Annotated in this window: 26 protein-coding genes; 1 reads left to right on the top strand and 25 read right to left on the bottom strand. The window is 61.0% G+C overall.

Annotated features, from left to right (window positions below):
* Positions 1–115 precede the first annotated feature (115 nt).
* The 14 genes from VF436_RS18270 to VF436_RS18335 form a co-directional block, all read right to left on the bottom strand.
* Positions 116–523: a chemotaxis response regulator CheY gene (locus tag VF436_RS18270; RefSeq protein ID WP_330905473.1), complete on the bottom strand. Its 408-nt coding sequence runs from the start codon at positions 521–523 to the stop codon at positions 116–118.
* Positions 524–635: 112 nt separating this feature from the next.
* On the bottom strand, positions 636–1406 hold the full coding sequence (locus VF436_RS18275) for an RNA polymerase sigma factor FliA (protein ID WP_330905474.1): 771 nt from the start codon (positions 1404–1406) through the stop codon (positions 636–638).
* On the bottom strand, positions 1403–2362 hold the full coding sequence (locus tag VF436_RS18280; RefSeq protein ID WP_330905475.1) for a MinD/ParA family protein: 960 nt from the start codon (positions 2360–2362) through the stop codon (positions 1403–1405). Before VF436_RS18280 ends, VF436_RS18275 begins: the two co-directional genes overlap by 4 nt.
* A gap of 19 nt (positions 2363–2381) precedes the next feature.
* Entirely contained in the window at positions 2382–3875 is a 1494-nt protein-coding gene (flhF, locus tag VF436_RS18285; protein WP_330905476.1) for a flagellar biosynthesis protein FlhF, read from the bottom strand.
* Positions 3872–3997 carry a hypothetical protein gene (locus VF436_RS18290; protein ID WP_330905477.1) on the bottom strand — a complete coding sequence of 42 codons (126 nt, stop codon included), beginning with the start codon at positions 3995–3997 and terminating at the stop codon, positions 3872–3874. The genes flhF and VF436_RS18290 overlap by 4 nt, the downstream gene beginning before the upstream one ends.
* Before the next feature lie 19 nt (positions 3998–4016).
* Positions 4017–6107, bottom strand: a complete 2091-nt coding sequence (gene flhA, locus VF436_RS18295; protein ID WP_330905478.1) for a flagellar biosynthesis protein FlhA — start codon at positions 6105–6107, stop codon at positions 4017–4019.
* Between the two features lie 14 nt (positions 6108–6121).
* Positions 6122–7261 (bottom strand): flagellar biosynthesis protein FlhB, encoded by a 1140-nt coding sequence (gene flhB, locus VF436_RS18300; protein WP_330905479.1) that lies wholly within the window; start codon positions 7259–7261, stop codon positions 6122–6124.
* A 4-nt stretch (positions 7262–7265) separates the two neighbouring features.
* Positions 7266–8036, bottom strand: coding sequence for a flagellar biosynthetic protein FliR (fliR, locus tag VF436_RS18305; RefSeq protein ID WP_330905480.1), 771 nt, complete (start codon positions 8034–8036; stop codon positions 7266–7268).
* On the bottom strand, positions 8033–8302 hold the full coding sequence (fliQ, locus tag VF436_RS18310; protein WP_330905481.1) for a flagellar biosynthesis protein FliQ: 270 nt from the start codon (positions 8300–8302) through the stop codon (positions 8033–8035). Before fliQ ends, fliR begins: the two co-directional genes overlap by 4 nt.
* Before the next feature lie 222 nt (positions 8303–8524).
* Positions 8525–9268 (bottom strand): flagellar type III secretion system pore protein FliP, encoded by a 744-nt coding sequence (fliP, locus tag VF436_RS18315; RefSeq protein ID WP_330905482.1) that lies wholly within the window; start codon positions 9266–9268, stop codon positions 8525–8527.
* Positions 9268–9645 (bottom strand): FliO/MopB family protein, encoded by a 378-nt coding sequence (locus tag VF436_RS18320; protein ID WP_330905483.1) that lies wholly within the window; start codon positions 9643–9645, stop codon positions 9268–9270. The genes fliP and VF436_RS18320 overlap by 1 nt, the downstream gene beginning before the upstream one ends.
* A 27-nt stretch (positions 9646–9672) precedes the next feature.
* Positions 9673–9981 (bottom strand): flagellar motor switch protein FliN, encoded by a 309-nt coding sequence (gene fliN, locus VF436_RS18325; protein WP_330905533.1) that lies wholly within the window; start codon positions 9979–9981, stop codon positions 9673–9675.
* A gap of 26 nt (positions 9982–10007) precedes the next feature.
* Positions 10008–11027, bottom strand: a complete 1020-nt coding sequence (gene fliM / locus VF436_RS18330; protein WP_330905484.1) for a flagellar motor switch protein FliM — start codon at positions 11025–11027, stop codon at positions 10008–10010.
* A 13-nt stretch (positions 11028–11040) separates the two neighbouring features.
* A complete protein-coding gene (locus VF436_RS18335; protein ID WP_330905485.1) occupies positions 11041–11541 on the bottom strand; it encodes a flagellar basal body-associated FliL family protein in 501 nt (166 codons plus the stop codon).
* A 537-nt stretch (positions 11542–12078) separates the two neighbouring features.
* On the opposite strand from VF436_RS18335, the gene VF436_RS18340 reads away from it, so the two are divergent.
* Positions 12079–16173, top strand: coding sequence for a dermonecrotic toxin domain-containing protein (locus VF436_RS18340; protein ID WP_330905486.1), 4095 nt, complete (start codon positions 12079–12081; stop codon positions 16171–16173).
* Between the two features lie 84 nt (positions 16174–16257).
* Here the strand turns inward: VF436_RS18340 and VF436_RS18345 are convergent, their stop codons facing one another.
* From VF436_RS18345 to fliS, 11 genes are all read right to left on the bottom strand, one after another.
* Positions 16258–17478 (bottom strand): flagellar hook-length control protein FliK, encoded by a 1221-nt coding sequence (locus VF436_RS18345; protein WP_330905487.1) that lies wholly within the window; start codon positions 17476–17478, stop codon positions 16258–16260.
* A 61-nt stretch (positions 17479–17539) separates the two neighbouring features.
* Positions 17540–17962, bottom strand: coding sequence for a flagellar export protein FliJ (fliJ, locus tag VF436_RS18350; protein ID WP_330905488.1), 423 nt, complete (start codon positions 17960–17962; stop codon positions 17540–17542).
* Positions 17959–19314, bottom strand: coding sequence for a flagellar protein export ATPase FliI (gene fliI, locus VF436_RS18355; protein ID WP_330905489.1), 1356 nt, complete (start codon positions 19312–19314; stop codon positions 17959–17961). Before fliI ends, fliJ begins: the two co-directional genes overlap by 4 nt.
* The gene (locus tag VF436_RS18360) at positions 19314–19964 is read right to left on the bottom strand and encodes a FliH/SctL family protein (RefSeq protein ID WP_330905490.1); all 651 of its coding nucleotides are present in this window, start codon (positions 19962–19964) and stop codon (positions 19314–19316) included. Before VF436_RS18360 ends, fliI begins: the two co-directional genes overlap by 1 nt.
* Positions 19964–20974 carry a flagellar motor switch protein FliG gene (fliG, locus tag VF436_RS18365; RefSeq protein ID WP_330905491.1) on the bottom strand — a complete coding sequence of 337 codons (1011 nt, stop codon included), beginning with the start codon at positions 20972–20974 and terminating at the stop codon, positions 19964–19966. Before fliG ends, VF436_RS18360 begins: the two co-directional genes overlap by 1 nt.
* Positions 20964–22661 carry a flagellar basal-body MS-ring/collar protein FliF gene (gene fliF / locus VF436_RS18370; protein WP_330905492.1) on the bottom strand — a complete coding sequence of 566 codons (1698 nt, stop codon included), beginning with the start codon at positions 22659–22661 and terminating at the stop codon, positions 20964–20966. Before fliF ends, fliG begins: the two co-directional genes overlap by 11 nt.
* Positions 22662–22715: 54 nt before the next feature.
* On the bottom strand, positions 22716–23051 hold the full coding sequence (fliE, locus tag VF436_RS18375; protein WP_330905493.1) for a flagellar hook-basal body complex protein FliE: 336 nt from the start codon (positions 23049–23051) through the stop codon (positions 22716–22718).
* A gap of 139 nt (positions 23052–23190) precedes the next feature.
* Positions 23191–24627, bottom strand: coding sequence for a sigma-54 dependent transcriptional regulator (locus tag VF436_RS18380; protein WP_330905494.1), 1437 nt, complete (start codon positions 24625–24627; stop codon positions 23191–23193).
* A gap of 384 nt (positions 24628–25011) precedes the next feature.
* Positions 25012–25563 (bottom strand): PilZ domain-containing protein, encoded by a 552-nt coding sequence (locus VF436_RS18385; protein WP_330905495.1) that lies wholly within the window; start codon positions 25561–25563, stop codon positions 25012–25014.
* A 100-nt stretch (positions 25564–25663) separates the two neighbouring features.
* Entirely contained in the window at positions 25664–25966 is a 303-nt protein-coding gene (locus VF436_RS18390; RefSeq protein ID WP_330905496.1) for a flagellar protein FliT, read from the bottom strand.
* Positions 25966–26409 (bottom strand): flagellar export chaperone FliS, encoded by a 444-nt coding sequence (gene fliS, locus VF436_RS18395; RefSeq protein ID WP_330905497.1) that lies wholly within the window; start codon positions 26407–26409, stop codon positions 25966–25968. The genes VF436_RS18390 and fliS overlap by 1 nt, the downstream gene beginning before the upstream one ends.
* Between the last annotated feature and the right edge of the window lie 4 nt (positions 26410–26413).

Consider the following 26413-nt stretch of genomic DNA (forward strand, 5'->3'; position numbering starts at 1 on the left):
CGCTGGCGCGCGAGCGCATCCAGAGCCAGTTCAAAGTCAGCGCGATCGGCACTATTGAGCAACTGCTGCAATTCGGCCGGCAGCGACTGTCCGGAAAGAAGCAAAGACGAACTGTTCATGCGGTGGCTCCCTGCGCGGCAAGCCGCTCGAAGATCTTGTCGAGCTTTTCCTTCAGCGTGATTGCCGTGAAAGGCTTGACGATGTAACCGTTCACACCGGCCTGCGCGGCGGCGATGATCTGGTCTCGATTGTTCTCGGCGGTCACCATAAGCACCGGCATGCCTTTCAGAGATGGTTCGGCGCGAATGGCTCGCAACAGGTCGATGCCAGTCATATTGGGCATATTCCAGTCGGTCACCACCAGGTCGAAGGGCATTTCCTTGAGCATGCTCAGCGCATTGTTGCCGTCCTCGGCCTCCTGGATCAGCGGGTTGGAAAACCCAAGCTCGACCAGCAGGTTGCGAACGATGCGCCGCATGGTGGAAAAGTCATCGACCACCAGGATTTTCATGTTCTTGTCCAACGTCGCTTTCTCCGCTAAGCGTTTCGATTCGTCGACAGGGGCGAGCGAGTAGCGAGGGTGCATAGTCCGCGCATGTCGATCACTTTCGAGCTTGTGCCCTCTTTATTCGCCCCTAGCCCCTTGAAGCTTTGCGCCCTTTGGGCGCGCCATCGGTACCATCGCGCCAACCGCTCATGCGCGAACGCAGCCTGATCAACGCCTGGCCGTGGATCTGGCACACGCGTGATTCGGTCACGCCGAGCACGGCACCGATTTCCTTCAGGTTCAATTCCTGTTCGTAATACAGCGACATCACCAGTTGTTCGCGTTCGGGCAGGCCGGAGATTGCTTCGATCAGCGCTTCACGCATACCTTCCTGTTCGACACGATCCTGGGGTTCCAGGCCTTCCTGGTCGACCACGTCGAGCGCGGTACCACCCTCGTCATCGTCCGGCGCGGTCAGGCTGAGCAACCGAGCACTGGTCGCATCGGCCAGGATCTGGTGGTATTCCTGCGCGCTGATGCCCATGCGCCGGATCACGTCGGCGTCCGTGGCATCGGCCCCGGTCTCGTTCTCGATCTGGCGCACCACCTCGGTCACTTCGCGCAACTTGCGGTGTACCGAGCGCGGCGTCCAGTCAGTCTTGCGCAGCTCATCGAGCATGGCGCCACGGATGCGGATACCGGCGTAGGTTTCGAAACTGGCCGAACGGTCCGTCGCGTAGTTACGCGCCGCTTCGAGCAAGCCGATCATGCCAGCCTGCACCAGGTCGTCCACGTCCACGCTCGAAGGCAGCCTGCCCATCAGGTGATAGGCAATACGACGCACCAGAGGCGCGTGCTGACGCACCATGTCTTCGGTGCTTTCACGTTGGAGTTGCAGATATTCGGAAGCCACGCTCATCTCGCCCACCCCATACCTTCCAGGTCCGGCTCCATAGCCGCCTGACCGCCAAAGAAGGCGATCCGGTCGTGATTGGGGTATTCGGGTTTACCCCAGTTATCGACCGCACCCGCCAATTGCTTGAATGCCTGTCCCGATCGGCTGCCTGGCGCGGCATCGACGACCGCGCACTGGCGGCGGATGGCGCGGCGCAGGTACTCGTCATGAGGGATCAGGCCCATGAAATCCAGTGACACATCCAGAAACCGGTCGCTCACCCGGGAAAGCTTTTCGAACAGATGCTTGGCCTCACCAGCGTGGCGAACCATGTTGGCCACCACGCGATACCGGCGCACGCCGAAGTCGCGACTGAGCACCTTGATCAAGGCGTAGGCATCGGTCAGCGAGGCCGGCTCGTCGCACACCACCAGGATCACGTCGTCGGCAGCGGCGGCAAACATCGCTACGCTGTCAGACACGCCCGCCGCGGTATCCACCAGCAGGTACTCCGGCGGCAACGGCAGTTCGTCGAAGGCCCGGATCACTGCCGCGTGCTCGGGATTGCTCAACTGTGCCAACCGGCGCGCACCCGAACCGGCCGGGACGATCTGCAAGCCATGCGGCGCGGTGACAATCAGTTCCGCCAGCGTGCAGGTGCCATCCAGCAAGTGACCGATGTGACGTGCCGGAGTCAGGCCCAGCAGCACGTCGACATTGGCCAGCCCCATGTCCGCATCGAGCAGCATGGTGCGATGCCCGGCCATCGACAGTGCCATGCCCAGGTTGACCGCGACGGTCGACTTGCCGACGCCACCCTTGCCGCCAGCGACGGTGATCGCGCGGCTGCGCGGACGGGCCACGCCCTGGTTCAATCCCGTCGCCTGGTCCGCGCGCAGGTGCTCACTCACGTGGGCATCACGCGTGCGCAGCGCCGCCAAAGCTGGAAACATCTGTCGCAAACCCCACGCCTGATTCATTGCCAAGGTTCCCATTGGGTCATGCACTCGCGATGCTGAGGCCGAAACGCTCGGCCATAGTGGCGTCCTCGGCGTCGCCGCCGGTCTTCAGGGCCTGCGCCGCACGACACACCAGCGCGCGCGCATCGGCGGCGGCGATGTCCTCGGGCACACGCTGGCCGTCAGTGACGTAATCGAGCGGCAGGTGATGCCGGATCAGTGTGGACAGGGCGCCGCCCAGGTTGGGCGTTTCGTCCAGCTTGGTCAGGATGCAGGCCTGTGGCTTAAGCGGCAGGTAGGCGCGAATCGTGGCGTCCAGCGCCTGTGCCTGCGTGTTGGCGGCCATGGCCACGCAGACTCGCACTTCGCCCACATCCTGGAGTAGTTCAATCTGTTGTTGCAGGCGCGGATCGTTACCGGCCACGCCCGCAGTATCCACCAGCACGGCAGCACGGCCACGCAGGGAGGTCAGTACCTGGCGCAGGCTTACCGCATCGTGCGCGGGGAATACGCGCACGCCAAGCAACCGGCCGTAGTGCTCCAATTGCGCGGCGGCACCGATGCGGTAGTTGTCGGTGCTGATCAGCGCGACCTGTTGCGCGCCGTGGCGCAGCACTGCACGGGCCGCCAGCTTGGCGATCGTCGTGGTCTTGCCCACGCCGGTCGGTCCCACCAGGGCGATCACGCCGCCAGTGGCGGCCAAGTCGCGGCCGCTAACCGCCAGGCTGCGACTGAGCACGCCCAATGGAAGATAGCGCGCCTGTTCAGTACTGATCTGATCAGGTAGTTCGTCAATCAACTGACGGGCGACATCGGCTTCGATACCCAGCCGCGTCAGATCACGCAGGATGCGCGCACGAAGCGGGTGACGGCGCTCCATGTCGTTCCAGGCCAAGCTCGACAGTTGGGTTTCCAGCATCGAACGCAGATCGCCCAATTCGGCGCGCATGCGTGCATTGTCCTTCGCGGCGCGCTCGAGCATCGACTGGATCGGTGCTGGCTCCACACGCGCTGGTTGTGGTGGCTGGAGGGCACTGGCCTGCGGCGGCAAGGTCTCACGTATCGGTGGCATCGCCAGGACCATCGGTTCGATCACCGGCGGCGCACTGGGCGCCGCGACCGGCGCGGTCATCTGGGCGGCAGGCGGCGTCGCGTCGGGCTGCCGTGTGACCACCGGCGCGGCGACCGGCGGCCGCGGTTCGGGCGCACTCGCCTGCACAGGTGCGGCAGTGGATGCCGGCGCGGCCGCATGCGTGGCTGCGGCCATCGCCTGCTTGGCCCGCGTCAGCAGAGGCGTGCGTTCAGGTCGGGCAGCGGGCGGCGCCACCGGCATGGCCGTGGAGGCCTCCGGCATGGGCATGCCATGGCGCGCAGCCTCGCGCACCAGCGCCTCGTCATAATCGACCGCCGCAATGATCTCGATACCGTCATCGAGTCGACGCGTCGAAAGGATGACGGCGTCCGGTCCCTGTTCCTCGCGGACCTCGCGCATCGCCTGACGCATGTCGGCAGCAACGAAACGTTTGATCTTCATGCTTGCGCACCCAGGACATGGGGACGAGGGGCGAGTAGCGAGGGCGCACGGCCGATACCGCGCGGAAATACCGTCTGTGCGGATTCGCGATACCGGTTCATGGTGACGCCCTCGCTACTCATCCCTCGTCCCTCGTTCAAATCAGCGACCCAGTGCCTGTACCAGCCGGACCCGGCGGTTGTCAGGCACCTCGTTGTAGGCCAGTACGTGCAGGTTCTGTGCCACGTGGCGAGTGAAGCGCGCGAGCCATGGACGAAGTTGCGGCGGCACCAGCAGGACGGCCGGTTCGCCGCTCTGATCCTGGCGTCGCGCGGCCTCGGCGACGCTCTGCTGCAAGCGGTCGGCGAGCCCCGGTTCCACCGCAGCGCCCGCCGCGCCTGCGTTTCCAAGCGAACCCATAAGGATCTGCTCCAGTTCCGGTGCCAACGTGATGACGGGAATTTCGGTACCCAGGCCAGCGATCTCCTGGACGATCTGGCGGCCCAGGGTGACGCGCACCGCGGCGGTCAGTGCGCCGGGATCCTGACTCTGGCCGGCATGTTCCGCCAAGGATTCGACAATGCTGCGCATATTTCGAATCGGCACCCGCTCGGCAAGCAGGTTCTGCAACACCTTCACTACCACGCCCAGCGACAGGCGCTTGGGCACCAGGTCCTCGACCAGCTTGGGCGCGCTGGCGGCCAAACGATCGAGCAACTGCTGGACGTCCTGGTGGCTAAGCAATTCGTGCGCGTGACCGCCCAGGATGTGCGACATGTGCGTGGCGATCACCGTGGCCGGATCGACCACGGTATAGCCCAGGCTCTGCGCGTGATCACGCTGGCCCGCCTCGATCCACACCGCCTCCAAGCCGAACGCCGGGTCCTGCGTGGCGATGCCTTGTAAGGTGCCATGCACGCGCCCGGGGTTGATCGCCAGCAGGCGCTCGTTATAAACCTCGGCCTCCCCCATCGGTACGCCCATCAGGGTGATGCGGTATGCGTTGGGCCCCAGGTCCAGGTTGTCGCGAATGTGCACGGCCGGGACCAGGAAACCCAGCTCCTGCGATAGCTTGCGCCGCACCGACTTGATGCGCCCCATCAGTTCGCCACCCTGGGCCTTGTCCACCAGCGGGATCAGCCGGTACCCCACCTCCAGGCCTACTGGGTCGACGCTGGCGACGTCGTCCCAGCCCAGCTCCAGCTTTTCGCCCGAGGGTGGTGCCGGCAGAGCTTCCACGGGTTGGGCGGCCAGGCGCTCTTCAGCCTCGCGCTTGCGCTTGATCATCAACCAGGCCGAACCGGCGCAGGTGGCGCCGAGCAGCAGGAAGGCGATGTTAGGCATGCCCGGGATCAAGCCCATTACGCCCAGCACGGCACCCGCCACCATCAGCGCACGCGGCTGGCCGAACACCTGCCCGACCAGTTGCTTGCCCATGTCTTCCGAACGCGACACGCGCGTGACGATCACGGCGGTGGCAATCGACAGCATCAGCGAGGGCACCTGCGCCACCAAGCCATCACCGATGGTGAGCAACGTGTACGTGCGCGCCGCTTCGCCAGCCGAGAGGCCATGCTGCATGACGCCGACGAAGAAGCCGCCGACAATATTGATGAGCAGGATCAGGATACCGGCGGTGGCATCACCGCGAACGAACTTGGATGCACCATCCATCGAACCGTAGAAATCCGCCTCCTCGCGTACTTCCTGGCGACGCTCGCGTGCCTGTTCCTGGGTCAGCAGGCCGGCGTTGAGGTCGGCGTCGATCGCCATCTGCTTGCCGGGCATCGAATCGAGGGTGAAGCGCGCGGTCACTTCCGACACGCGGGTAGCGCCCTTGGTAATCACTACGAAGTTGATGATGGTCAGGATTGCGAATACGACCAGGCCGACGGCGAAGTTGCCACCGATGACGAATTCGCCAAAGGCCTCGATCACCTTGCCGGCGGCCCCTGGGCCGTCATGGCCGTGCAGCAGAACCACGCGGGTCGAGGCGATGTTCAGCGCCAGGCGCAGCAACGTGGCCATGAGCACCACGGTGGGAAACGCGGCGAACTCCAGCGGCCGCATGACGTAGATCACCGCCAGCAAGATCACCAGCGACAAGGCGATGTTGAAGCTGAAAAGCATGTCCAGAATGAAGGGCGGAAGTGGCAGCATCATCATGGCCAGCATCGCCAGCATGATGACCGGAGCGCCTGCTCCCCTGCGTCCAGCTTGTTTCAGAGTTTCGAGAGCACCAGCGGCGGCCATGTGTCATCCGTCAATCAATTGTCGCGATACGGGCCCATCAGTTCAGGATCGACGTCGGGCCGGGGTGGCTCGGGCGGGCTCACGCCATGCGCAAGTGCCTGTTTTACTTGGTAAACGTAGGCCAGCACCTGGGCTACGGCCACGTAAAGTGCAGCAGGCACCTCCCGTCCGATATCGGTAGTCGCATACAAAGCGCGTGCCAACGGCGGCGCTTCGACGGTGGGGATGCGATGGCCGGCGGCCACGTGCCGAATTTGCAGTGCCAGGACGTCCACGCCCTTGGCGATCACCTTGGGTGCACGCATGCGTCCGTCGTCGTATTGCAGCGCGACAGCGAAGTGGGTCGGGTTGGTGATGACGACGTCGGCCTTGGGCAGCTCTTGCATCATGCGGCGACGGGACATCTGCTGCTGGACCTGGCGAATGCGTCCCTTGAGCTCGGGACTGCCCTCCTGCTCCTTGTGTTCATCGCGCAGCTCCTGCTTGGTCATGCGCTGCCGTCGGCCGTAGTCGAAACGCTGCCATAGCGCATCCACTCCGCCCAGCAGCGCCAGGATCACACCGAAGACCAATCCGGCTCTGCCGAGCAGGCTGATCGACTGGGCGATACCGACCCCGACCACACCCCGTCCGGTCTGCATCATCTCCGGCTGCCAGTTTCGCATCAGGATCACCAGCGCCGCCCCGATCAGCACCAGCTTGAGCAACGATTTGCCAAGTTCCACCAGGCCACGCATGGCAAAGATCTTGCCGAGTCCGCTAATCGGGTCCAGGCGCTCGAACTTGGGCTGCAAGGCTTCGGCGCTGAAATTCAGCCCGCCCAGCAACGTGGGTGCGGCGACCGCGGCCAGCACAGTTGCCGCGGCGACCGGCGCGACGATGGCGATCGCTTCATGCGCAGCGCTATAGAAGGCATGGCCGGCCAGGTTGCCCGAAAACAGCGCATCACGGGAATAGCTCAAGCCAAGCCGATAGATGGTGCGCATGTGCTCCATCGCGCTCGGCCCGGTCGACACCAGCGCGCTCATTGCCCCCAGCGTGACCAGAGCACCGGACAAATCTCGCGATCGGGGAACGTCACCCTTTTCGCGCGCTTCGCGAATACGTTTTTCAGAGGGTTGTTCGGTGCGATCTTCCTGCTCCTGGTCGGCCATCGTCTCAGCCTCCCACTAGCTCGCGCATTAGCGACCAGGCCGATTCCTGGATGGCATCGAAGGCACCGTGGAGGCTACGCAGTGACAGCCACAGGGCGATGAAGCCCAGCGTCACGGTGATCGGAAACCCCACCGCGAACAAGTTCATGGAAGGCGCCGCGCGACTGATCGCAGCGAAGCCGATGTTTACCACCAGCAAGGAGGTCATGGCCGGCAAGGCCACACGCACGGCACCGGCAAAAAACTGCGTACCGAACGAGGCAATGGCGTGCAGACCATCCGCACTTACCGTGGCAACGCCCGGCGGCAATGAATGGAAGCTATCGGCCAGCAGTTGGATCAGATGCAGATGACCGTCCATGGCCAGAAATAACAGCGTCACCAGCAGGCCGTAGATCTGGCCGAGCACCGCGGAGCTGCCACCAGCCAGCGGGTTGATCGATTCGGCAAACCCCAGGTTCATACTCTGCGAGATCAACTGCGCACCGAACTGTACGGCCTGGAAGGCCAGTTGCAACACGAAGCCGATGGCCACACCGATCAGCAGTTGCGAGGCCATGGTCACAAAACCTTCGCCGGTCAGCAGATCCACCTGTGTGGGCGCCAGTGGCGCCAGCACGGCCGTCAGAACCAGGGCGACGATAAGGCGAATACGCATCGGAATCATCGTCGCGCTGAAGACCGGCGCCACCAGGCACATGCCACTGACGCGGCCGAATGCCCACAACAGGCCGCCCAGCCACGCCTGCAGTTGGACAAGCTGGATCGTGGTCACTTAACTGCCCCCGGCAGCCCCTCGATCAGGTGCCGCGTGAACTGCACCATCGTACGCAGCATCCAAGGCCCGGTGATCAGGCCCACGCATGCCATCGCAATGAGCTTGGGAATGAAGCTCAGCGTCATTTCATTGATCTGCGTCGCCGCCTGGATCACACCAATCAGCAAACCCACCGCCAGTGCGGTGAGCAGCAGCGGAGCGGCTATGAGCATGGCCACGTAGAGGGCGTGCTGGCCAAACTCGATGACGGATTCGGGGGTCATGGTGTCAGGTCCTGGAGACCGAAGTAATCATGCAGGGACGATGAGAGGCCGGTTGTGGGGCCGCCTGTTCGTTCGATAGAAGCGCACCGCGGCACGCCGCGCGAGCACTGTCGCACCATGAATGCCGGCCCGCGTGTTCGACGTTCGCGTCCCCGCTACACGCCTCCCATTTCCCGGCCCGCGCTTCAACGCCGCCGACGAAAGCCACACCGAGCGGAGTCATCAGTAGAAACTCCCCGCCAACGTACCCAACAGCAGCGACCAGCCATCGACCAGCACGAACAGCATGATCTTGAACGGCAGCGAGATAGTGACTGGTGAGACCATCATCATGCCCATCGACATCAGCACGCTCGCTACCACCAAGTCGATGATCAGGAAAGGAATGAACAACAAAAAGCCCATCTGGAATGCGGTTTTCAGCTCGCTGGTGACGAACGAAGGCATGGCAACGCGCAGCGGCACGTCGTCCTTGCTCGCGTAAGGCTTCTCGCCGGCCAGCTTGGTGAACAGCTGCAGGTCCGAGTCACGCGTCTGATCGAGCATGAAGCGCTTGAACGGCGCCGTGGTCGCGTCCAACGCCTGCTCGGCAGCCATCTGGCCATCCATATAGGGCTTCAAGCCATCCTGATACGCCTTGTTGAGCACGGGTGACATCACGAACAGGGTCAGGAACAACGACAACCCCAGGATCACCTGGTTCGGCGGCGTGGACTGAGTGCCCAGCGCCTGGCGCAGGAAGCCGAGCACGATCACGATGCGCGTGAACGAGGTCATCATCAGCAATACGGCCGGCAACAACGTCAGCACAGTCAGCAGCGCCAGCACCTGCAGCGACAGCGTCCAGTTCTGCGCGCCGCCGGCATTCTGCACAGTCAACACGGGAATACCCGGCGACTGCTGTGCGAAGGCTGCCAGCGGTGAAAACAACAAGGCCAGCACCAGGAACATACGAAAGCATTTCATCACTTGCGCTTCCAGCGATTGAGCAACTCGCCAAAATTCGGCACGTTCTGCGCTGCAGGCGAGGACGGCACCTGGACTTCGCCCTCATAGACATGCAGGGTGCGCATGCCTCCCTGCCCCGCACCGATGAGCAGGCGCTTACCATCGGCCTCCACCAACAGCAGACGATCGCGCGCACCCACGGCAAAGCTCTCCACGCAGCGGATACGGCGGCCGCCGGGCTGGGTACGCCCCTGCATGCGCCGTGTCATCCAGCCGGCAGCAAGGATCACCGCGATGATCGCGCCCAGGCTCAGCACCACGCGCAGGAGCTCTCCGCCCACATTGACGTCGGGAGCACCGGCGATGGGCGTGCTGGCGACAAGGGCAAGCATCATGTCCATGTCCATGTCCATGTCCATCGATCAGCGCAGCTTGCGCACACGCTCGGAGGGGCTGATCACGTCAGTCAGGCGAATGCCGAACTTTTCATTGATCACCACCACCTCGCCATGCGCGACCAAGGTGCCGTTGACGAACACGTCCAGCGGTTCCCCCGCGGCACGATCGAGCTCGACCACCGAACCCTGGTTGAGCTGTAACAGGTTGCGGATGCTGATTCGGGTACGTCCCACTTCCATGGCCAGCGTGACTGGCACATCCAGAATCATGTCAAGGTTGACGTCGGATTCACCGCCCAGGCGATGGATACCATCGAGGTCATTGCCGGCCATTTCGGCCGTGGCTGCGTCGGAGTGCGTCATACAGGGTGGGTCTCGGTAAAGGAATCATTGCTGGCCAGGCGCATGCCACGACGCGCCGCAGGTCCCTGGAATCGCACGGAGCTACGTCCATTGGACTGTCCGTAACGGCCACGAAAAATCGGTATATCCTCGGCAAACACGGTAGCCAGATCCGGCAGTTGCACTGGGATCACGTCCCCGGGGCGCAATTGCAGGAAGTCACCGATGCTGATCTGGGTCTCCAGCAGCAACGAGGACAGTTCGACCTCGGCATCCATGACTTCTTCGTGCAAGCACTCGATCCAGCGGTCATCGCGCTCCATACGATCGCTCTGTACACCGGCATCGAGCAGCGTGCGGATCGGCTCGACCATCGAATAGGGCATCGTCAGGTGGATCTCCCCCCCGCCGCCGTCCAACTCGACGTGGAACCGTGACACCACCACGGTCTCCGTCGGGCTGACGATATTGGCGAACTGCGGATTGATCTCGGAGTTGATGAACTCGAACTGCAAAGCCAGCACTGGCGCCCAAGCCTCGCTCATCGCGGTGAATACCTCGTTGAGCATGATCTGGATCACGCGATTCTCAGTGGGCGTGAAATCGCGACCCTCGATGCGCGCGTGGTAGCGTCCGTCACCACCAAAGAAGTTATCGATCGTGGAAAAGACCAGTCGCGGCTCGATCACCACCAAGCCAGTACCGCGCAGGGGCTTGACCTTGACCAGATTGAGGTTGCTTGGCACCGCCAAGCTATGCACGTATTCGCTGAACTTGACCATGCGCACGCCGTTGACCGACACCTCGCAGGATTTGCGCAACACGTTGAATACGCCTGTACGGAAGAAGCGTGCGAAACGGTCATTGACCATTTCCAGGGTCGGCAAGCGCCCCCGGACGATGCGATCCTGCTGAGTGAAATCATAGGAAATGGCCGTACCTGGTTCCGGCGGCTCATCGCTCCCGGTCTCGACCGTGCCGCCATCAACGCCGTTAAGCAGCGCGTCGATCTCTTCCTGGGAGAGCAAGTCGCTCATGGCAAGGCCCTCGTCACTGCATCACGAAGCTGGTGAAGTACAACGCATCGATGCCCGGGCGACCCAGACGATCGTTGAGAATCTTGCGCACAGCATCGAGCGCCTTGGCCTGCAGCTTCTGCTTGCCCTGCAGGTCACTCAGGTCGGCGCTGGTCTGGCTGCTGAACAGCAAAACCAGGGCATTGCGAATGACTGGATCGGCATTCTTGGCTGCCTCGATCGCGGCAGGATCATGCGACATCAGCGTGACGCCCACTTGCAGGTAGTTCTGCTGCTCGTCACTTTTGAAATTGACGACGAAGGCTGGATCCAGTTGCAGGTAAAGCTCAGGCGTCTTCTTTTCCGGCTTCTCCGCTGCGGTACCGGTGGTTGCCGAACCGTGCCCACGCAGCGCGAAGATCGCGTAGCCAGCCACACCGCCAACCACGATCAGGGCCGCCAGCAAGATGAGGATCAATCCTCGATTGCCACCCGATTTCGCAGGGGCTTCAACAGGGGATTCGGCCTTGGCCATGAATAACCTCGAAAGTCGTGAAAACCTGAATGGCTCGTAGCAATCTGCATGCCACCTCCGGAAACAAGCCAATCCGCCCCCGCCCGCGCCCCTTTGCGCCCGCATGGCGGCGCTTTCTTGACACCCTGTCCACAGCGCCAAGGGAGGCTTATGGCGGAAAATCGACACTTGCTGACGCCGAGGGCCAGAGCAGGCCGCCTCCCGCATAGGACAAAAGCCTCGCCGCAAGACGTGCGGCAAGGCAGATAAACGGACAGGACTGGTCACCTACATCAACCACCATGAGAGGTGAGACCCATCTCGTACGGGAGCCTGTCCAGGACCGACCTGTTCTCCGAAAAAGCAGCTGCCGACCAGAGCTGAAACTACGGAAAGCATTTCCTATAAATAACCACCACACGGCCCGCGCAAAATCGAGCATTGTGTTATCGCCGAGTCACGCAGCTACCGGCTTGCAGCACCGAACCCGCTCAAGCTGAACGATACCCAGGCTCGGGCTACACGCTTTACCCCAAGAAGCCCCACAAGGAGTGCACCATGCGCATCGATCGCGCCATCTCCCCAAACGCAATGCCCACTCAGGACGAAACTACCTCGCGGCAACCACGAGGTATCCCGTTGGCCATCACGCCAATCGGCCGCAGCACCGCATTCTCAAGATCCCAATTCGTCCGCGCCCTGCTCAAGCATTCCGCCCCCAACGGCACCCGAGCTTCACGAATGCTCAACGCAACGCCTGCCTATCTGGCCGGGCTTCCCGATGTCAGCACAGCACGTGCGCGTTGGGTGCCATTAAGCGATCCGGCGCAACAGGCCCAGGCAAGACAGACCTTGCTCGCCGATCTCGACCAACAATGGCTGGCTCCCAGCAATACGGTAGGCAGCCCCAAAAAACAACATCAGGACCAGATCACGAAATCCATCCGCGAGAACGCTGACTTTCTCCACAAGAACGACAAGCTCACCCTGGATGGGTACGACGTGGTGAATCAAATCCTGATTCGGCCTGACGCCAAGGATCGCGTGGCCAAAGGCACGTACGGACTCACGTTTGAATCTACAGATATAGATGGCATTACCAGCCATGTACCCCTCAACATCGTGGCCATGACGGCTCATCAAAGTCATTCGCCACGCGCTACAGGCACTGCCGTGCTGCATATTCCTGGCGAACAAGGAGGACTTCGTGAATTCCAGACCCTGGAGCAGGCTCAACAATGGCTTACCAGGGAGCTGAAGTCAGACAGCACGTTTACAACAGCCCTGCTTGATCAACTCCCTCACGAGACGGCGGAGCAACTGAGATCAAGCATTGCTGTCGATGCCCTTGGTCAGCCGCAACTCTCATTCCATGTTAAACCCATAAATGGCAACGTTTTCTCATATGTGGCCGAGAGCCAATTTAGCGCATACAAGCAAGTTATCTCGGAAAGTGACGGCACACCGCAACCGATCAACAAGTATTTCAGCACGTCCTTGGGCGAACAATCCATGGAGCTGGAAACCATCCGAGACAATCAGCTGCTCGTTGAAAGCACCATCCCGGATAAAATCAAGAACCATCCTGAGTATAAGCATCTTATCCAGCTTCTCACCATCTACAAGACCAAGGAGAACGAATACGTCAAAATTGCTGGCGATGTTCCAAACCTCAATCAATTTTCATCCAGAAAAATACGTGAGAAGATCAGGAACGATCTATCCGAAAAAATAAATATCAATAGATTGGTCGTAGCCATACCCTCCTCAAAGTCATTCATGCCACCGGGCGCAGGTGCCATGGAGACACCTCCTGAATCCTGGCCCAAAATTCCACTAGTCACGGCGCTCCAGTACAAGCTCCCCGAGCTCGTCCCCGACTTTTCCCAGGCACGGATATCCTCTTCGGATGGCGAACCGGTTCCGGCGGCATTCACGGCCGACTATGTGACCCAGTTGTCCAAGCAGTTGGATCTAGGCGAGCAATACAATGCGATGCTCGACAGGAGACTGGTGGTACCTGAGACCGGAAAACTCAAGCACTCGCAAGAGCTCATGAAGCTCAACAAGGCCAACCTGGATTATGAGATCCTTTATGCCAAGATGAATGGAGATATCTCTGACGACGAGTATCGCTTGCTATCGGCATTCATTGATGCTCAACAATCGAACAAGACCTCTCCGCTGGAGTTTCAGGAGTTGCTGATCGAAGGCAACAGCTTGATCGACGTGTTCATCTTCACGCAACGCGGCTCCAACAAACTCATTGTCTTCATGCCCGGCGCACCTGATGGCAAGAACTTCCGTACTTTTGACAACAATTCAAAGATGGCGACATTTCTCAAGGCGATCTCCAGCAAGACTGAAGACGAACTCGAGATGCCGTCGGGGCACGGAGGAGAAAGTGCTGTACCAGCAGCGTCATGGCAAGATTTTCTAAGATCCAGAATACCTATCTACGATAAAAAGCAATTGGATCTCTTCATCAACCGCATACACAAGGGGGCGTCGGCTGCAAGAACAGAACTGCGCCGCGTAAAAGGCAACTTTTTCGACAAAGCAAGCCACGCCAAGCTACTGCAATTAAAAAGGGCCACCGACAGCCAGACGATCTCAAAAAAAGAAAAAAAATTAGAGAATCTGAAAGATTTTGTTCAAATAGCAAAAGGGATACTGAGTTTTGTTCCCTATGCTGGTCCAGTGATCGTTCTGTCCGATGTCTCACACAGACTATTGAATGCTTACTCTTCATGGCAACAAGGCGACACCGATTCAGCCAGAGAGTATGGTCTTTCCGCGCTCACCGGGTTGCTGCCCGACCCGGCCATGCTGGCGAGAGGCGGCGTAAAACCAACCCGCGACCCCGGCAGGGTTCATTCCCCAGGCTTTCTGCAAAAGCTCGTTCGTCAACGAGGTCCCGACGGAAAAGTCAGGATCGGCATTCCCTTATCGGGCCGGGGAGGCAAGCCTGGCGCCAGCCAGGCCTCCCCAGGTATCTCTCGGCCGACAACAAAGCCAGTATCGCAGCGCTTTGGCCTGCGCTGGCCCAAGCTTGGTGTATTTGATACGTTACTGCGCGATCAACCCATCCCGGAGGCCTCGTATCAGGGCTCTGTAGCCAGGCCAGGCCTGACAGATCAGTTCTCGGTATCTTGGGTAGACAAAAAGTCGACTTTTCAGCCAAGAGGAGATGAACTTGCACAACTGAGCGAACAGGGTGATGTGAAATATTCTGGCGTCTTCAAGGCGGACCTTTTCAGGAATGACTACACCATCATCCTGAAATCTGAAGGAGACCGCAGGATTCAACTGAGCAATGCCCCGTCCGATATCTCCCGTTACCCAGCGCAAAAAATTGCTCAGTTGGAAACTCACATCCCTGACCCGGACTTGAGAGCGCGAATATCGGAAGTCGCAACGCAAACCTTCAGCCATGATGCCATTGAAGCTTTGTTCAAGGATTTGCTCATCCCAGACGTAAATTTCAGAAGTGTCGAAGCTTCGTACGAGATCCGATATGACGACCAGGGTTTTGCGCAAGTGGACACGAACTTTAACGGCTATCTTTGGAGAGAGACCAAAGATGGAGAACTGGAGCGGTTTTCAGGCATCCAGGTGCAGATCAAACGCGGCATAAGCATTTACAAACTCAACGATAAATATGTCATTGATCCAGCCGCCCCCATCAATTATGACATCATTCGCAAAGGTGAAGTCATACCCGCACATGACGTCCCTCGTGCAAGGGTCGATGAAAGCCGGCTGAGGTTCGATCCTTCGACATTTCTTTATCTGGACACCTCAGGCAATCGATACATCAAGATTGCTGACGAGTTCTTCCAGGTTCGCGACGATAAGCAACTAGGCACCAAGGTGATTGTCGATCCGGACAATCCATTTGGCTTCAAAAGCTCCAATCCCGTTAAAAGCACCCCCTACGGCTTGTGGGAAATCGTCGACCAACCAGGACTGGAGGGTGGCGGCCCATCCCTGAGCACAACTCGTGGCAAGTATGCCCATGCAGAGGCCCAGTTGAAGGCATTTCTGGACAACCCCCGCACCGCCGATGATCTATCCGAAACCGAACGGCGAGATAGCGCAGCCAGCCTGACGTCGTTGTTGCAGACTTCAAACGCCGAAACACACCAGAGCATCAACGAATACAACGAAGCTGGAGAAAGGGAAATCAACGCGCCTTTGCGCAACGGACAGACGACGCCGGCTACCACTGCTTTCCTCGGTGAACTCAAGCAGATGAACAGCTTCCAGGGCAAAGCCTATCGCCGCGCCATGGTCACAGCCAAAGGCGCGGCGAAATTGAAAAATGGCGTTGGCAAGACCTTCATGGATACTGGCATTCAGTCGGCATCGACTCAGCCGTTTAATGCCTTTGCCTGGGATCGCTGGGCCGATCACACAGGCCCTGCAGAAGCCAACCAGCGCGTGATGTACGTCTTCGACGAAAGCATTCCCAAGAAGAATCTGTCGACCGGTCATCTCCCCGATCATGTGGCCGTCGCGCCAGACACCCTGATGAAAGTGATGGCCACGAAAGAGAAAGACGGCGTACTTTTTGTCTATATGTCATTCCCGACCCGGCTTCCGGAGAAGGTCTTCAATCCCTTCGACGGCACCCCCCAGGCTGTTTATTGACCGCGTGGTGTCATACGTCTGATGCCACACGGTAGACCCCGTCGCATATGGAGCCGCACCGTAGGAACGGTGCGGCTCCTGCACTCAGGCGAACGTATCGAGTAAACCCAATGCCACACGGCGTAGAGGCGATGCCTCGACTGCCGCGTCGTTGACGTCACCGTCGCCTTGCTGGGTCCTGCCTCGACCGGAGGTCGATCCAGAGAACGATTGCTGTTGCTGCCCCACCTGCGCCTGCCCCAGCGACAAGCCCTGGCCCGCAAGCATGGTGTCCAATTGCCCAAGCGTCTGCTGTACCGCCGTCACCGCAGCCGGGTGTTGCGCGGCAAAAACCACATCCACACGATTATGTTCGACGCTGACTTTGACCTCAAGCTCGCCCAGCTCCTCGGGATTGAGGCGAATCCGCGCTTCCTTGATATCGTGCCCTCCCATCCAGGCGACCTGCTGCCCCAATTCCTGGGCAAAGCCACTGCTGTCGAGCGGCGACTGCATCTGCACGACATGCGCAGGTGCGGCAACGGAGCCGCTCGCCTGCGAACCGGATAGTCCAAGTAGCGCAGAAAAATCATTGTCCTTGTGTGGAGAAGCCTGGGTTATTGCGTCGCTACTCGTGTCGTCGGCTGCCCCGTTGCTCCGGACGGCCGACGCGGTAGCCACATTCAACGCGTCAGCATGGCTGTCCGCGGATTTGTTCAATATCTGCTTGCCATCGTCCTGCCCAGGCTTGCCCAAGCTCTTGTCGTCGATGGCATCGGCCTTGCCGAGACCGGCCAGCTTCGGATTGGCGGGAAACAGATTCGCTGGCAGGCCCGATAGCTTCGCCTGTAACTGGGTTGCGGGGGAATTTTGGGGTATCTGCGCATCCGTAACTGGCTCAGATTGCAGACTGAGCGCCAGGGCCGGCATGCCAGATGGCGCCGCGGCGGCGACATCCGTCCCTGTTGCCGGTGATGCGATGACAGGCGACTGAGCCGGTGCTGATTGGCCAATCAACTGCAACATGACACTTGCGGCATTGATGCCGTCATCACCATCGGTGTTGTTTTCATTGGCCACGGCTTTCTTGGCACCGCGCGTTGAGACATGGCCATGGGACTTGGATGCCGGCGCCTCGTCACCTGACGAAGCCTTCGCTTCGTCCTGTGGCGGGTGCCCCGATTGCTGCTGGCGTCGCGCAGCATCCAGGCGATCGTCGAAACTGTCGTCCTGCCCGGACCGCATTGGCGACGATGATGACGAGGTAGACGTCATCGGCGCGGGCGAAGGAGCAGCGGTGACGGGCAACGGAACACTGGCAGTCATGGCGTCATCGTTTTGGCGAAAGGAAGGCATGTGCAGAAGCGCAGCAAGGATCGCGCCAGTCTCACCGAGGTCGGCGATACTGCATGCGCTCATCGATCTCCGATTGTTCGCGCCGTTCTTCGCTTTTGCGCTCCTGCTCGCGATGGTGGTCTATCACGCTATCGAGCGCCCGCTCGCGCGCATGCGCCTCCCGCCATAGACCACCGGCATGCTCAAGCAATCGCTTGTTACGCTCCACTTCACCACTCTGCTGCGCGATGGCCTGGTCGATTCTCTCCACGAACCGCTGGCGATTGAGCAACGCGGTGACGTTGAGATCACCCGTGTTGGTCGCGTATTCGTCACGGTATCGGTGCAGTTCCGCCAGTTGCTGCTCGGATCTTGCCAATTTTTGCTGTTGCTCGGCCAGGCGCTGCAACGCCAGTTCCTGGCGTTCGCGCGCCTGATCGGCGGCTGGCTGCAATCGGGCGGCACGAGATTTCATGCGCCGGCCTCCCTGGCGATCGTCTGCAAGGCCTCGACAGCGGCACTCAACGGCATCGGCTCATCCACCTCTTGTTGCAGGAAATCACGCAGGTGCGGCCACATGGCAATGGCACGGTCCGTCTGCGGGTCAGAACCCTTTTGGTAGGCTCCCACGGCGATCAGGTCACGTTGCTGCCGATAGGCCGAATAAACTTGGCGAAAACGCTGCGCCGCGCGCATCTGGTCACGCTCGACCACGGCGGGCATCACGCGACTGATCGATGCCTCGATATCGATCGCCGGATAATGGCCAGCCTCCGCCAGGTCGCGTGACAACACGATGTGACCGTCGAGAATGGCGCGAGCCGCATCGGCAATCGGATCGTGACGGTAATCGTCGCCCTCGGTAAGCACCGTATAAAATGCAGTAATCGAACCACGCCCTTCCGCGTCATTGCCTGCGCGCTCGACCAGCGCCGGCAACATGGCGAATACGGACGGTGGATAGCCCTTGGTCGCGGGCGGCTCACCGATAGCCAGCGCGATTTCGCGCTGGGCCTGGGCGTAACGCGTGAGCGAATCCATCAGCAAAAGCACACGCTGGCCGCGATCTCGAAACCATTCGGCAATGGCGGTGGCGTACTGGGCACCACGCAGACGCTTGAGCGGTGGCGCATCGGCGGGCGCGGCGACAATCACCGCGCGGGCACGCCCCTCGGCTCCCAACGTATGCTCGACGAATTCCTTCACTTCGCGACCGCGCTCGCCGATCAGGCCAACGACCACGACATCGGCATTGGTATAGCGCGTCATCATGCCTAGCAATGTGGATTTGCCCACACCCGAACCAGCAAACAGGCCCAGGCGCTGACCGCGACCGACCGTGAGCAACGCATTGATCGCGCGTACACCGACATCCAGGGGCGTGTCGATGGGCTTACGTGCCATCGGATTGATCGGCTCGTTCTTCAAGCCGGCATGCTCGTCGGTATCGAGCGGACCTTCGCCATCAAGCGGGATGCCATCTGCACCGACAACGCGGCCCAGCAAGGCTTCACCGACCGGCAATCCCCCGACGTGCACGCACGGACGCACCCGGGCGTTGGGTAGCACACCGTGCATATCTCCCACCGGCATCAGCAAGAGCCGCTCATCGGCAAACCCGACGACTTCGGTATCCAGTTCAGCACCTTCCGCCGTCGCCACCAGGCAACGCGCCCCAAGGGGCGCCTCGCAGCCTTCAGCCTCAAGCGTCAGCCCCACGACGCGACGCAGACGCCCTTCGACCAAAAGGGTCTGCGCCGTTTCGGCTCGTTGCCGGCGTCGCGCCAGTTTATGTCGCCATTGCTGCTGGCGCTCGGCAATGTCCATCAGGCGATGACCTCGTCGGCCGCATCGTCGCTATCGGCGTCCGGCCCGAGCACGGCGTCGACCACCGCCGACAGTCGCGTTTCCACGCGTGCGTCCAATCGGGAACGGCCGCTTTCGAGCAGGCAATCGCCACGCTCAAGTGACGGGTCGGGTAACAACTGCCACGCCGTTTCCACCGCATCGAGTTCACGCATCAGCGCGACGTCATCCGGATGCAGTCGCACACGCAGTTCGCGTTCGGCCAATGGCAGGAAAACCGCTGCCTCGCGCACGGCTCGCACGACCAACTCTGGAGCCATGCGTAATTCCTGCGCCAGTACGCGGCGGGCAACCACCATGGCCAGGCGGGCCAGCTCCTGCTCAATCACCTCGTCAAGCATCTGCAAGGGCCGCGCAGCCGACTCAAACAAGGCATCGAGCCGAGCGCGCTGCTCGCGCAATTCTTCGGCCGCCTTGGCACGGCCTTCCGCAAGCCCGGTAATGAAACCTTCCTCGCGCGCCTGCCGTTCAAGTTCCTCGAGTTCGAAGACCGTGGGGCGCGGCGGCGTTTCCTCGGCAGGCTCGGATGCAGATGGCTGATCGTCGCCGACGTGGGGCGGCGACCAGCGCGTGAAATCCTGCAGCAACTCGCGTGCGAGGATAGGCTTCATCAGACGAACTCGTCACCGCTGGCCGAGAGACTGATCTGCCCTGAATCAGCCAGCCGGCGGGCAATGCCCATGATTTCCTTTTGCGCACCATCGACTTCGGACAAGCGCACCGGCCCCTTGACTTCCAGGTCGTCGCGTAACATGTCGGCTGCACGCTGGGACATATTCGCGAAGATCTTTTCACGCACACCCGGTTCGGCACCCTTCAATGCCACCACCAGACGCGCAGACGGCACTTCGCGCAACAACGTCTGCATGCTGCGATCGTCAAGCTCGGCCAGATCATCGAACACGAACATCAGTTCCTCGATGCGCCCACTCAAGCTCGAGTCGTGTTGGCGAATCGCTGCGATGAGCTCAGCTTCGCGGCTGGCTTCCATCGCATTGAGGATGTCCGCGGCAGCTTTCAGGCCACCGACATTGGCTGACTTGAGCTTGTTGGTATTGCCGGAGAACTGACGTTCCATGATCTCATCCAGCTCATTGAGCGCATGCGGCTGCACGCCGTCGAGCGTGGCGATGCGCATGACTGCATCAGAGCGCGTACGCGCCGGCAGATAACCGATGACTTCGGCAGCCTGATCCGGCTCAAGATGCGCCAGCACCAGCGCAATGATCTGCGGATGCTCGAGGCCGACCATTTCGGCGATCGCGCGGCTTTCCATCCACTTGAGCGATTCCAGGCCCTTGCTGCTACGTCCAAGCAGGATGCGGTCGATCAAGCCGCCCGCCTTGCTCTCGCCCAATGCGTTGACCAGGATCTTGCGGATGTACTCCTCGGTGCCGACACCAAGCGCCGTCTGCCGTCCCAGTTCTTCGTTGAGCATGTTGAGCACGCTTTCGACCTGATCGCGTGAAACGCTGGTGAGCGCGGCCATGGCCGTGCCCACTGCCTGTACGTCGCGGGCGGACAAATGCTTGAGCACTTCAGCGGCATCCTGCTCACCCAGGGTGAGCAACAGGATCGCCGCGCGCTGCGCGCCGCTGGCCTGATGATGTTCAGCCGCCATCTTCGTTCACCCAATTCTTGACTACCTGCGCTACCTGCTTGGGGTTCTCGGCCACCATGCGGCGCGCCAGGCCGATCTTCTGTTCATACGCCATCGCCTGCGGCGAACCCAGTCGCGTACGCCCAGCACCATTACCGGCAACCTCGTCGTCATCGTCGTCCAGACGCACGGATACCGTTGGAATCGGTGCCGCCAACGCCGGCTGCATGGCCGTCGGTGCCGGCCCCTTGAGCAGGCCTTTCATCATCGGACGCAGGAACACGAAGCCGACGATCAAGGCCACCAGCACGCCCACGCCTTGCTTGATTAGATCCATCATGCCCGGACGCTGCCAGAAGGGTTCCGGCGGCAGCTTGTCGTCAGTCACTCCCTGGTGAAACGGCTGATTGATCACCGTGACAGTATCGCCGCGCTGCGCATCGAAGCCGACCGCGTTCTTGGTCAGGTCGGTCAGGTGCTGCAATTCCTGCTGTGTGAACGGCACGCTCTTGGTCGGATCATTGCCCACCGGTTTGTTGTCGACCAACACGGCGATGCTCAAGCGCGCCAGGCGACCGGCGGGATCGCTCACGTGACTGATGGTGCGATCGAGCTCGTAGTTGCGCGTGGCACTGCTCGAACTGGAACTGGGTCCGCTTGCTTGCGCGGTAGTGGTCGCACCGGGACTGGTCTTGGCGCCAGCACCGGGCTTGGCTGCGGTGGGCTGCGCGACGGTGTTGGGCGGCTGGTTGCTCAGCGCTCCGGGGATGGCGTTGCTGGCGGCTGGCTCCTGATGCTTTTCGCTACTGGTTTGCTCGCTGCGCAGTGACGGGTGTTCATGATCGTAGGTTTCGGTGGCTTTTTCGGTCTGGCTGAAATCCATGTCTGCCGATACCTGGGCACGCACCCGCCCGGGACCGACCAGCGGAGTGAGCAAGTCCTCCACGCGCTGGGCATAAGTGTTTTCCAGTCGCGTAGCCAGGCGCAGCCGGCTGTCGCCAATCGCGCTGGCGCTGTCGGGATCACTCACGGTCAGCAACTGGCCTTGCTGATCGATGATCGATACTTGGCGCGGGTCCAGATCTGGCACGCTGGAGGCCACCAAGTGCACGATGGCAGCCACCTGGCTGGCATCGAGCTGGCGGCCGGAATACAGCGTAAGCAGCACCGAGGCGCTGGCTTGACGGTTATCGCGAATGAATGCCGACGGCTTGGGCAAGGCCAGGTGCACACGCGCCGCGCGCACCGATTGCAAGCCAGCGATGGTGTTGCCCAGATCCGTTTCCAGCATCTGCTGGTAACGGGTGCGCTCGGCCAGGTCACTCATGCCGAACGGAGAGTCAGCGGCCGGCACATTCGTACCGGCGCTGCCCTGCGGCAAGCCCTGCGAGGCTAACTTCAAACGTGTTGCAGCCAGATCAGATGCTGGCACCGAGATGGAGCTGCCATCCGGGCTCAAGGTGAAGGGGGTATTGCTCGCTTGCAGCGCCTGCGTGACTGCCGCGGCATCCTTCGAATCCAGACCCGCATACAGCAACGCATAGTTTGGTCCACGCGACCACAACACGACACCGACGCCGATCGCCACCGCCAGGGCGACGCCGACCAGCAGCATGAGCTGGCGCGTTGCCGGGCTGCGGGCAAGCTGCTTTAGCGGGTCAAGGCGCGCGCCGTTCGAGGCGGGCTGCGCGATGGCGGTATCGGCCATGTAGGCTGCTCGGTCAGTGCGTCAGTGGAAAAGAGAAACGTCGATCCGTCAGGATCAGACCGCCATGTTCATGATGTCTTTGTAGGCGTCGATCAGTTTGCTACGCACGGCGGTGACGCCACGCAGGGAAAGATCGGCCTTCTGTACCGCAACCATCGTGCGAGCCAGGTCCGACCCGGGATCACCGCGTTCAAAACTGGCAGCCATCTGGCCTGCCTGCATCTGCGACTCGCCGACCGCGGAGATTGACTGCTTGAGCAGCGCGCCGAAATCCATGCCTTGCGGTGCCGCCGTCGGAGCCACACTACGCAGCGCAGTTTCCGACATGCGCACCTGCGAGGACATCTGGCGCATTTGCGAGAGCAGGCTGTTGACGTCGATCTGGCTCATGTCGAAATCCCAACGCGTGAGGTGTTCAAAGGGGTTGAATGCACAAGCCGTGCCAGCCTTCCGTCACGTGTCGAAGTCACGACGCACATGCTACCGAGCACGACCTTAAAACCCTTTAAAACTAGTACTTTTCAAGCAATCAACCGTGTGCGGAGAGCATCGGCTGCAGACCATACTTGCGCAGCTTTTCCACCAGCGTCGTGCGCTGCATGCGCAACAGCTTGGCCGCGTGCGCTACCACACCGTCGGTCGCGTCAAGCGCCTGACGGATGAGTCCGATCTCGATATCGGCCAGGTGATCCTTCAGGTCCAGTCCGCCTTCCGGCAACTGCATGGCCGAATCGATGGTCTGCATCGGGCCGTTGGTCGGCGCACTGATGACATGGCGATCATCCATCAGCGACATCAGGGCCACACCACTGACCTCTTCATGACTGGAAGTGCCGCGATACTTCTCAGGCAGGTCGGCCGCGCGCACTTCGCCATGCGGGTACAGAATGGCCAGTCGCTCGACCAGGTTGGACAGTTCTCGCACGTTGCCCGGCCAGTTGTAACCGCGCAAAGCGTGCATGGCGCCGTTACTGAAGCGCACGCCGTCCAAGCCGCGGCGCAGCAGGCGCTGGTTGAATTCCTCGATCAGCTCGGGCAGATCATCCAGGTGTTCACGCAATGCGGGCATCTCCAGCGGAAACACGCTCAAGCGATAGAAGAGGTCTTCACGGAAGCGGCCATCGGCGATCGCCTGCTCAAGGTTGCGATGCGTGGCGGCGATAATGCGCACGTCGCACCGCTGGGTCTTGTTACCACCTACGCGCTCATACATGCGCTCCTGCAATACGCGCAGCAGCTTGACCTGCATCGGCAAGCTCATGTCGCCGATCTCGTCCAGAAACAGCGTGCCACCTTCAGCCATCTCGAAACGCCCCTTGCGAGTGCTGATGGCGCCGGTGAACGCACCCTTTTCATGACCGAACAGCTCGCTTTCCAGCAGTTCGGCGGGAATCGCACCGCAGTTGATGGCGACGAACGGCTTGTCGCGACGCGGCGAGCACTCGTGAACGGTGCGGGCAACCATCTCCTTACCCGTACCCGACTCACCCAGCACCAGCACGCTCGAATCGAACGGCGCAACTTGACGAATCAGGGCGTTGACCCGGGCCATCGGGGAGGATCGGCCGACAAAGCGTGCCCGCCCCTGAGAGGCGGTGATCTGTCGGGCATGCAGGCTGCGCATGGCCTCGGCCACCTGCTCATAGCGCAACGGGAACTGCAGATGCTCGACGCGGCCGGCAAAGGGGGAGTCGTTGCCTGCCAGGCGAATATTTTGGGAGGAGTCCGATGCCAACAGCAGAGGAATGGCCGCGGCCTGCGAACCGAGCTCACCGAGCCGGCGCTGCAGCTTGTTGTCGTCGACCACGTGGCCAACGTATACGGCACGCCATTCCTGTTCGGCCGTCGCCTGATCGGACAGTTCCGATTCCAGTTGCGGACGATAGCCCAGGAAGTGCAATGCCGACATCACGGCATCAGCGCGGCCCTGGTCAGATTCAATCACCAGAAAATTGGCGGTATCCATCGATGCGATTCCCAACGTTACTGTTCATCACATACGCCGATGTCCGTTCTGCGTTGCGACCCCCGTGCCGTGTCGGCTATCCGTCACCGACTTAGCGGAGACATGGCAAGAGCTGCGCCAAATTTGCCGCGCCCGTGCCATGGCATCGACGTCAAGGCTATTTCACGACTGTGAACACACCCCGGGGAAAACGTTTACAAAGAGAGCAATCCCCATGTTTCCATTGAGAAAAAAACAATTCCCAACCGGCATTTGGACAGCCAAATAGCGTCAGTAAGACGTCGTTCTCAGATGAAATACACGTGCGCGCGGTGCCCATAATGTGATCTGCATCACATGAGCTCGATGGGAAAGGATCACATTTCCGTTACCTGCCCAGGCAGGTCAGGTCAGCGACTGACGCGCTTCGGCCACTTTGCGACGATGATGACGAAAGACGAAGCGCTCCAACCCCTCCAGCACGGCGTCACCCAGTCCATCGAAGACCAGGAGCGTCATGTCGGCAGTGGCGCTGTGCGTCACCTGGGCCGAAAATTCCAGCGGTAGAGCCCGGCAGGCATCCACATGCAGGGTCAACAGCACCGGGCCGTCAACGGGGGGGAGCACCTGACTGGGTACGAGCGCGCCCAGGGCATTGAGACGGATCGACTGGCGCGGCGGCAGGATGCTCTCGGGGACCAGTAGCCGGGTGACGATATCCATCAGGACATTGAGCTTGTTGTCGATCCTGGCCAGTTCCTGCACCAGGGGCGCCTCCTCGTCGATGTCGGCACGACGCTCCTCAAGCGAATCGAGCGTAGCCAGCACATGCAGATTGCGTTCACGGATCTGGGACTGACGCTGTTCGTCCCACTCGCCCAGTGCGGCGCAGCACAGGTGCAGCCGATCCTCATAGCTGACGCGTTCAGAGAAATCCTGCCAAGTATCGATTTGCATCAGGCCCCCGGGGGTGAGGAGGCGTCCGGCGACGCCAGCGCTGGCAGCCTAACGGTTGATGCACCCGGCGCGCACGCCGCCATGCGGGAACCGGCCCGGCTCACGGTTGATCGGAAGACGCTATATAAGCGCTGAGCGCGCGGTGGGAGTACTTCTGTTGCTGAATCTGCGCATTGACCTCGTGACGGGCCGCGTCGGCCAAGTCCATCAGCTGCGCATTGTGTTCGATCAGAATACGGATGATGTCGGCACTGCGCTCATCACGCGGATGGCCCATACGCAGTTGGGCATCACGCTGCGGCGTCAGCTCCTGGACACGCTCCCAATCGCCCATGCGAGCCGCCTCCAGCGCCTGCAGGCTCAGCTCATAGGCGAGCTCAAGCGGGATATGGGTCTGTTCCATCACGCGCTGGCCGCAACCGTGGTCTTGGCCTGTTCGCTCCGCTGGGCCAGGTAACCCTCACGGATCGCGTGCCAGCTGTCGCGGATCGGCATCAGCAGGCGAGCCGCCTCATCGAGCGCGTCCAGATCATTATTGAGCTGGGCTTGTAACAGGCGACGGGTGACGTATTCATACAGCGATGCCAGCCGCCGTGACAGATCGCCCCCGGTTTCGTGATTCAAGCTGCTGCGCAGCTCGGCAATGATGGCCTGCGCCTTGGAGAACGCGATGCCTTTGGCCGCGACATCACGATGATGGATATGGCCGCGCGCCTGGGCGATACGGTCCAGCACCCCATCGAGCAACATGGCGGTCAGCTGATGCGGATCGGCATCTTCCACGCCGCCGCGCGCACCGGTCTGCTGGTACATCGAACTGGCCTTGCGCATGAGTCCGTACGTCATTTCC

Origin of the sequence: Dyella sp. (assembly GCF_036384435.1) — a bacterium.
Classification (GTDB): domain Bacteria; phylum Pseudomonadota; class Gammaproteobacteria; order Xanthomonadales; family Rhodanobacteraceae; genus GSA-30.

Bases quoted from the DNA above. Each gene is read 5' to 3' on its own strand.
- VF436_RS18275 (WP_330905474.1), bottom strand. From the start codon at position 1,406: ATGAGCGTGGCTTCCGAATATCTGCAACTCCAACGTGAAAGCACCGAA.
- VF436_RS18280 (WP_330905475.1), bottom strand. From the start codon at position 2,362: ATGAATCAGGCGTGGGGTTTGCGACAGATGTTTCCAGCTTTGGCGGCG.
- flhF (WP_330905476.1), bottom strand. From the start codon at position 3,875: ATGAAGATCAAACGTTTCGTTGCTGCCGACATGCGTCAGGCGATGCGC.
- VF436_RS18290 (WP_330905477.1), bottom strand. From the start codon at position 3,997: ATGAGTAGCGAGGGCGTCACCATGAACCGGTATCGCGAATCCGCACAG.
- flhA (WP_330905478.1), bottom strand. From the start codon at position 6,107: ATGGCCGCCGCTGGTGCTCTCGAAACTCTGAAACAAGCTGGACGCAGG.
- flhB (WP_330905479.1), bottom strand. From the start codon at position 7,261: ATGGCCGACCAGGAGCAGGAAGATCGCACCGAACAACCCTCTGAAAAA.
- fliQ (WP_330905481.1), bottom strand. From the start codon at position 8,302: ATGACCCCCGAATCCGTCATCGAGTTTGGCCAGCACGCCCTCTACGTG.
- fliP (WP_330905482.1), bottom strand. From the start codon at position 9,268: ATGAAATGCTTTCGTATGTTCCTGGTGCTGGCCTTGTTGTTTTCACCG.
- VF436_RS18320 (WP_330905483.1), bottom strand. From the start codon at position 9,645: ATGATGCTTGCCCTTGTCGCCAGCACGCCCATCGCCGGTGCTCCCGAC.
- fliN (WP_330905533.1), bottom strand. From the start codon at position 9,981: ATGGCCGGCAATGACCTCGATGGTATCCATCGCCTGGGCGGTGAATCC.
- fliM (WP_330905484.1), bottom strand. From the start codon at position 11,027: ATGAGCGACTTGCTCTCCCAGGAAGAGATCGACGCGCTGCTTAACGGC.
- VF436_RS18335 (WP_330905485.1), bottom strand. From the start codon at position 11,541: ATGGCCAAGGCCGAATCCCCTGTTGAAGCCCCTGCGAAATCGGGTGGC.
- VF436_RS18340 (WP_330905486.1), top strand. From the start codon at position 12,079: ATGCGCATCGATCGCGCCATCTCCCCAAACGCAATGCCCACTCAGGAC.
- VF436_RS18345 (WP_330905487.1), bottom strand. From the start codon at position 17,478: ATGACTGCCAGTGTTCCGTTGCCCGTCACCGCTGCTCCTTCGCCCGCG.
- fliJ (WP_330905488.1), bottom strand. From the start codon at position 17,962: ATGAAATCTCGTGCCGCCCGATTGCAGCCAGCCGCCGATCAGGCGCGC.
- fliI (WP_330905489.1), bottom strand. From the start codon at position 19,314: ATGGACATTGCCGAGCGCCAGCAGCAATGGCGACATAAACTGGCGCGA.
- VF436_RS18360 (WP_330905490.1), bottom strand. From the start codon at position 19,964: ATGAAGCCTATCCTCGCACGCGAGTTGCTGCAGGATTTCACGCGCTGG.
- fliG (WP_330905491.1), bottom strand. From the start codon at position 20,974: ATGGCGGCTGAACATCATCAGGCCAGCGGCGCGCAGCGCGCGGCGATC.
- fliF (WP_330905492.1), bottom strand. From the start codon at position 22,661: ATGGCCGATACCGCCATCGCGCAGCCCGCCTCGAACGGCGCGCGCCTT.
- fliE (WP_330905493.1), bottom strand. From the start codon at position 23,051: ATGAGCCAGATCGACGTCAACAGCCTGCTCTCGCAAATGCGCCAGATG.
- VF436_RS18380 (WP_330905494.1), bottom strand. From the start codon at position 24,627: ATGGATACCGCCAATTTTCTGGTGATTGAATCTGACCAGGGCCGCGCT.
- VF436_RS18385 (WP_330905495.1), bottom strand. From the start codon at position 25,563: ATGCAAATCGATACTTGGCAGGATTTCTCTGAACGCGTCAGCTATGAG.
- VF436_RS18390 (WP_330905496.1), bottom strand. From the start codon at position 25,966: ATGGAACAGACCCATATCCCGCTTGAGCTCGCCTATGAGCTGAGCCTG.
- fliS (WP_330905497.1), bottom strand. From the start codon at position 26,409: ATGACGTACGGACTCATGCGCAAGGCCAGTTCGATGTACCAGCAGACC.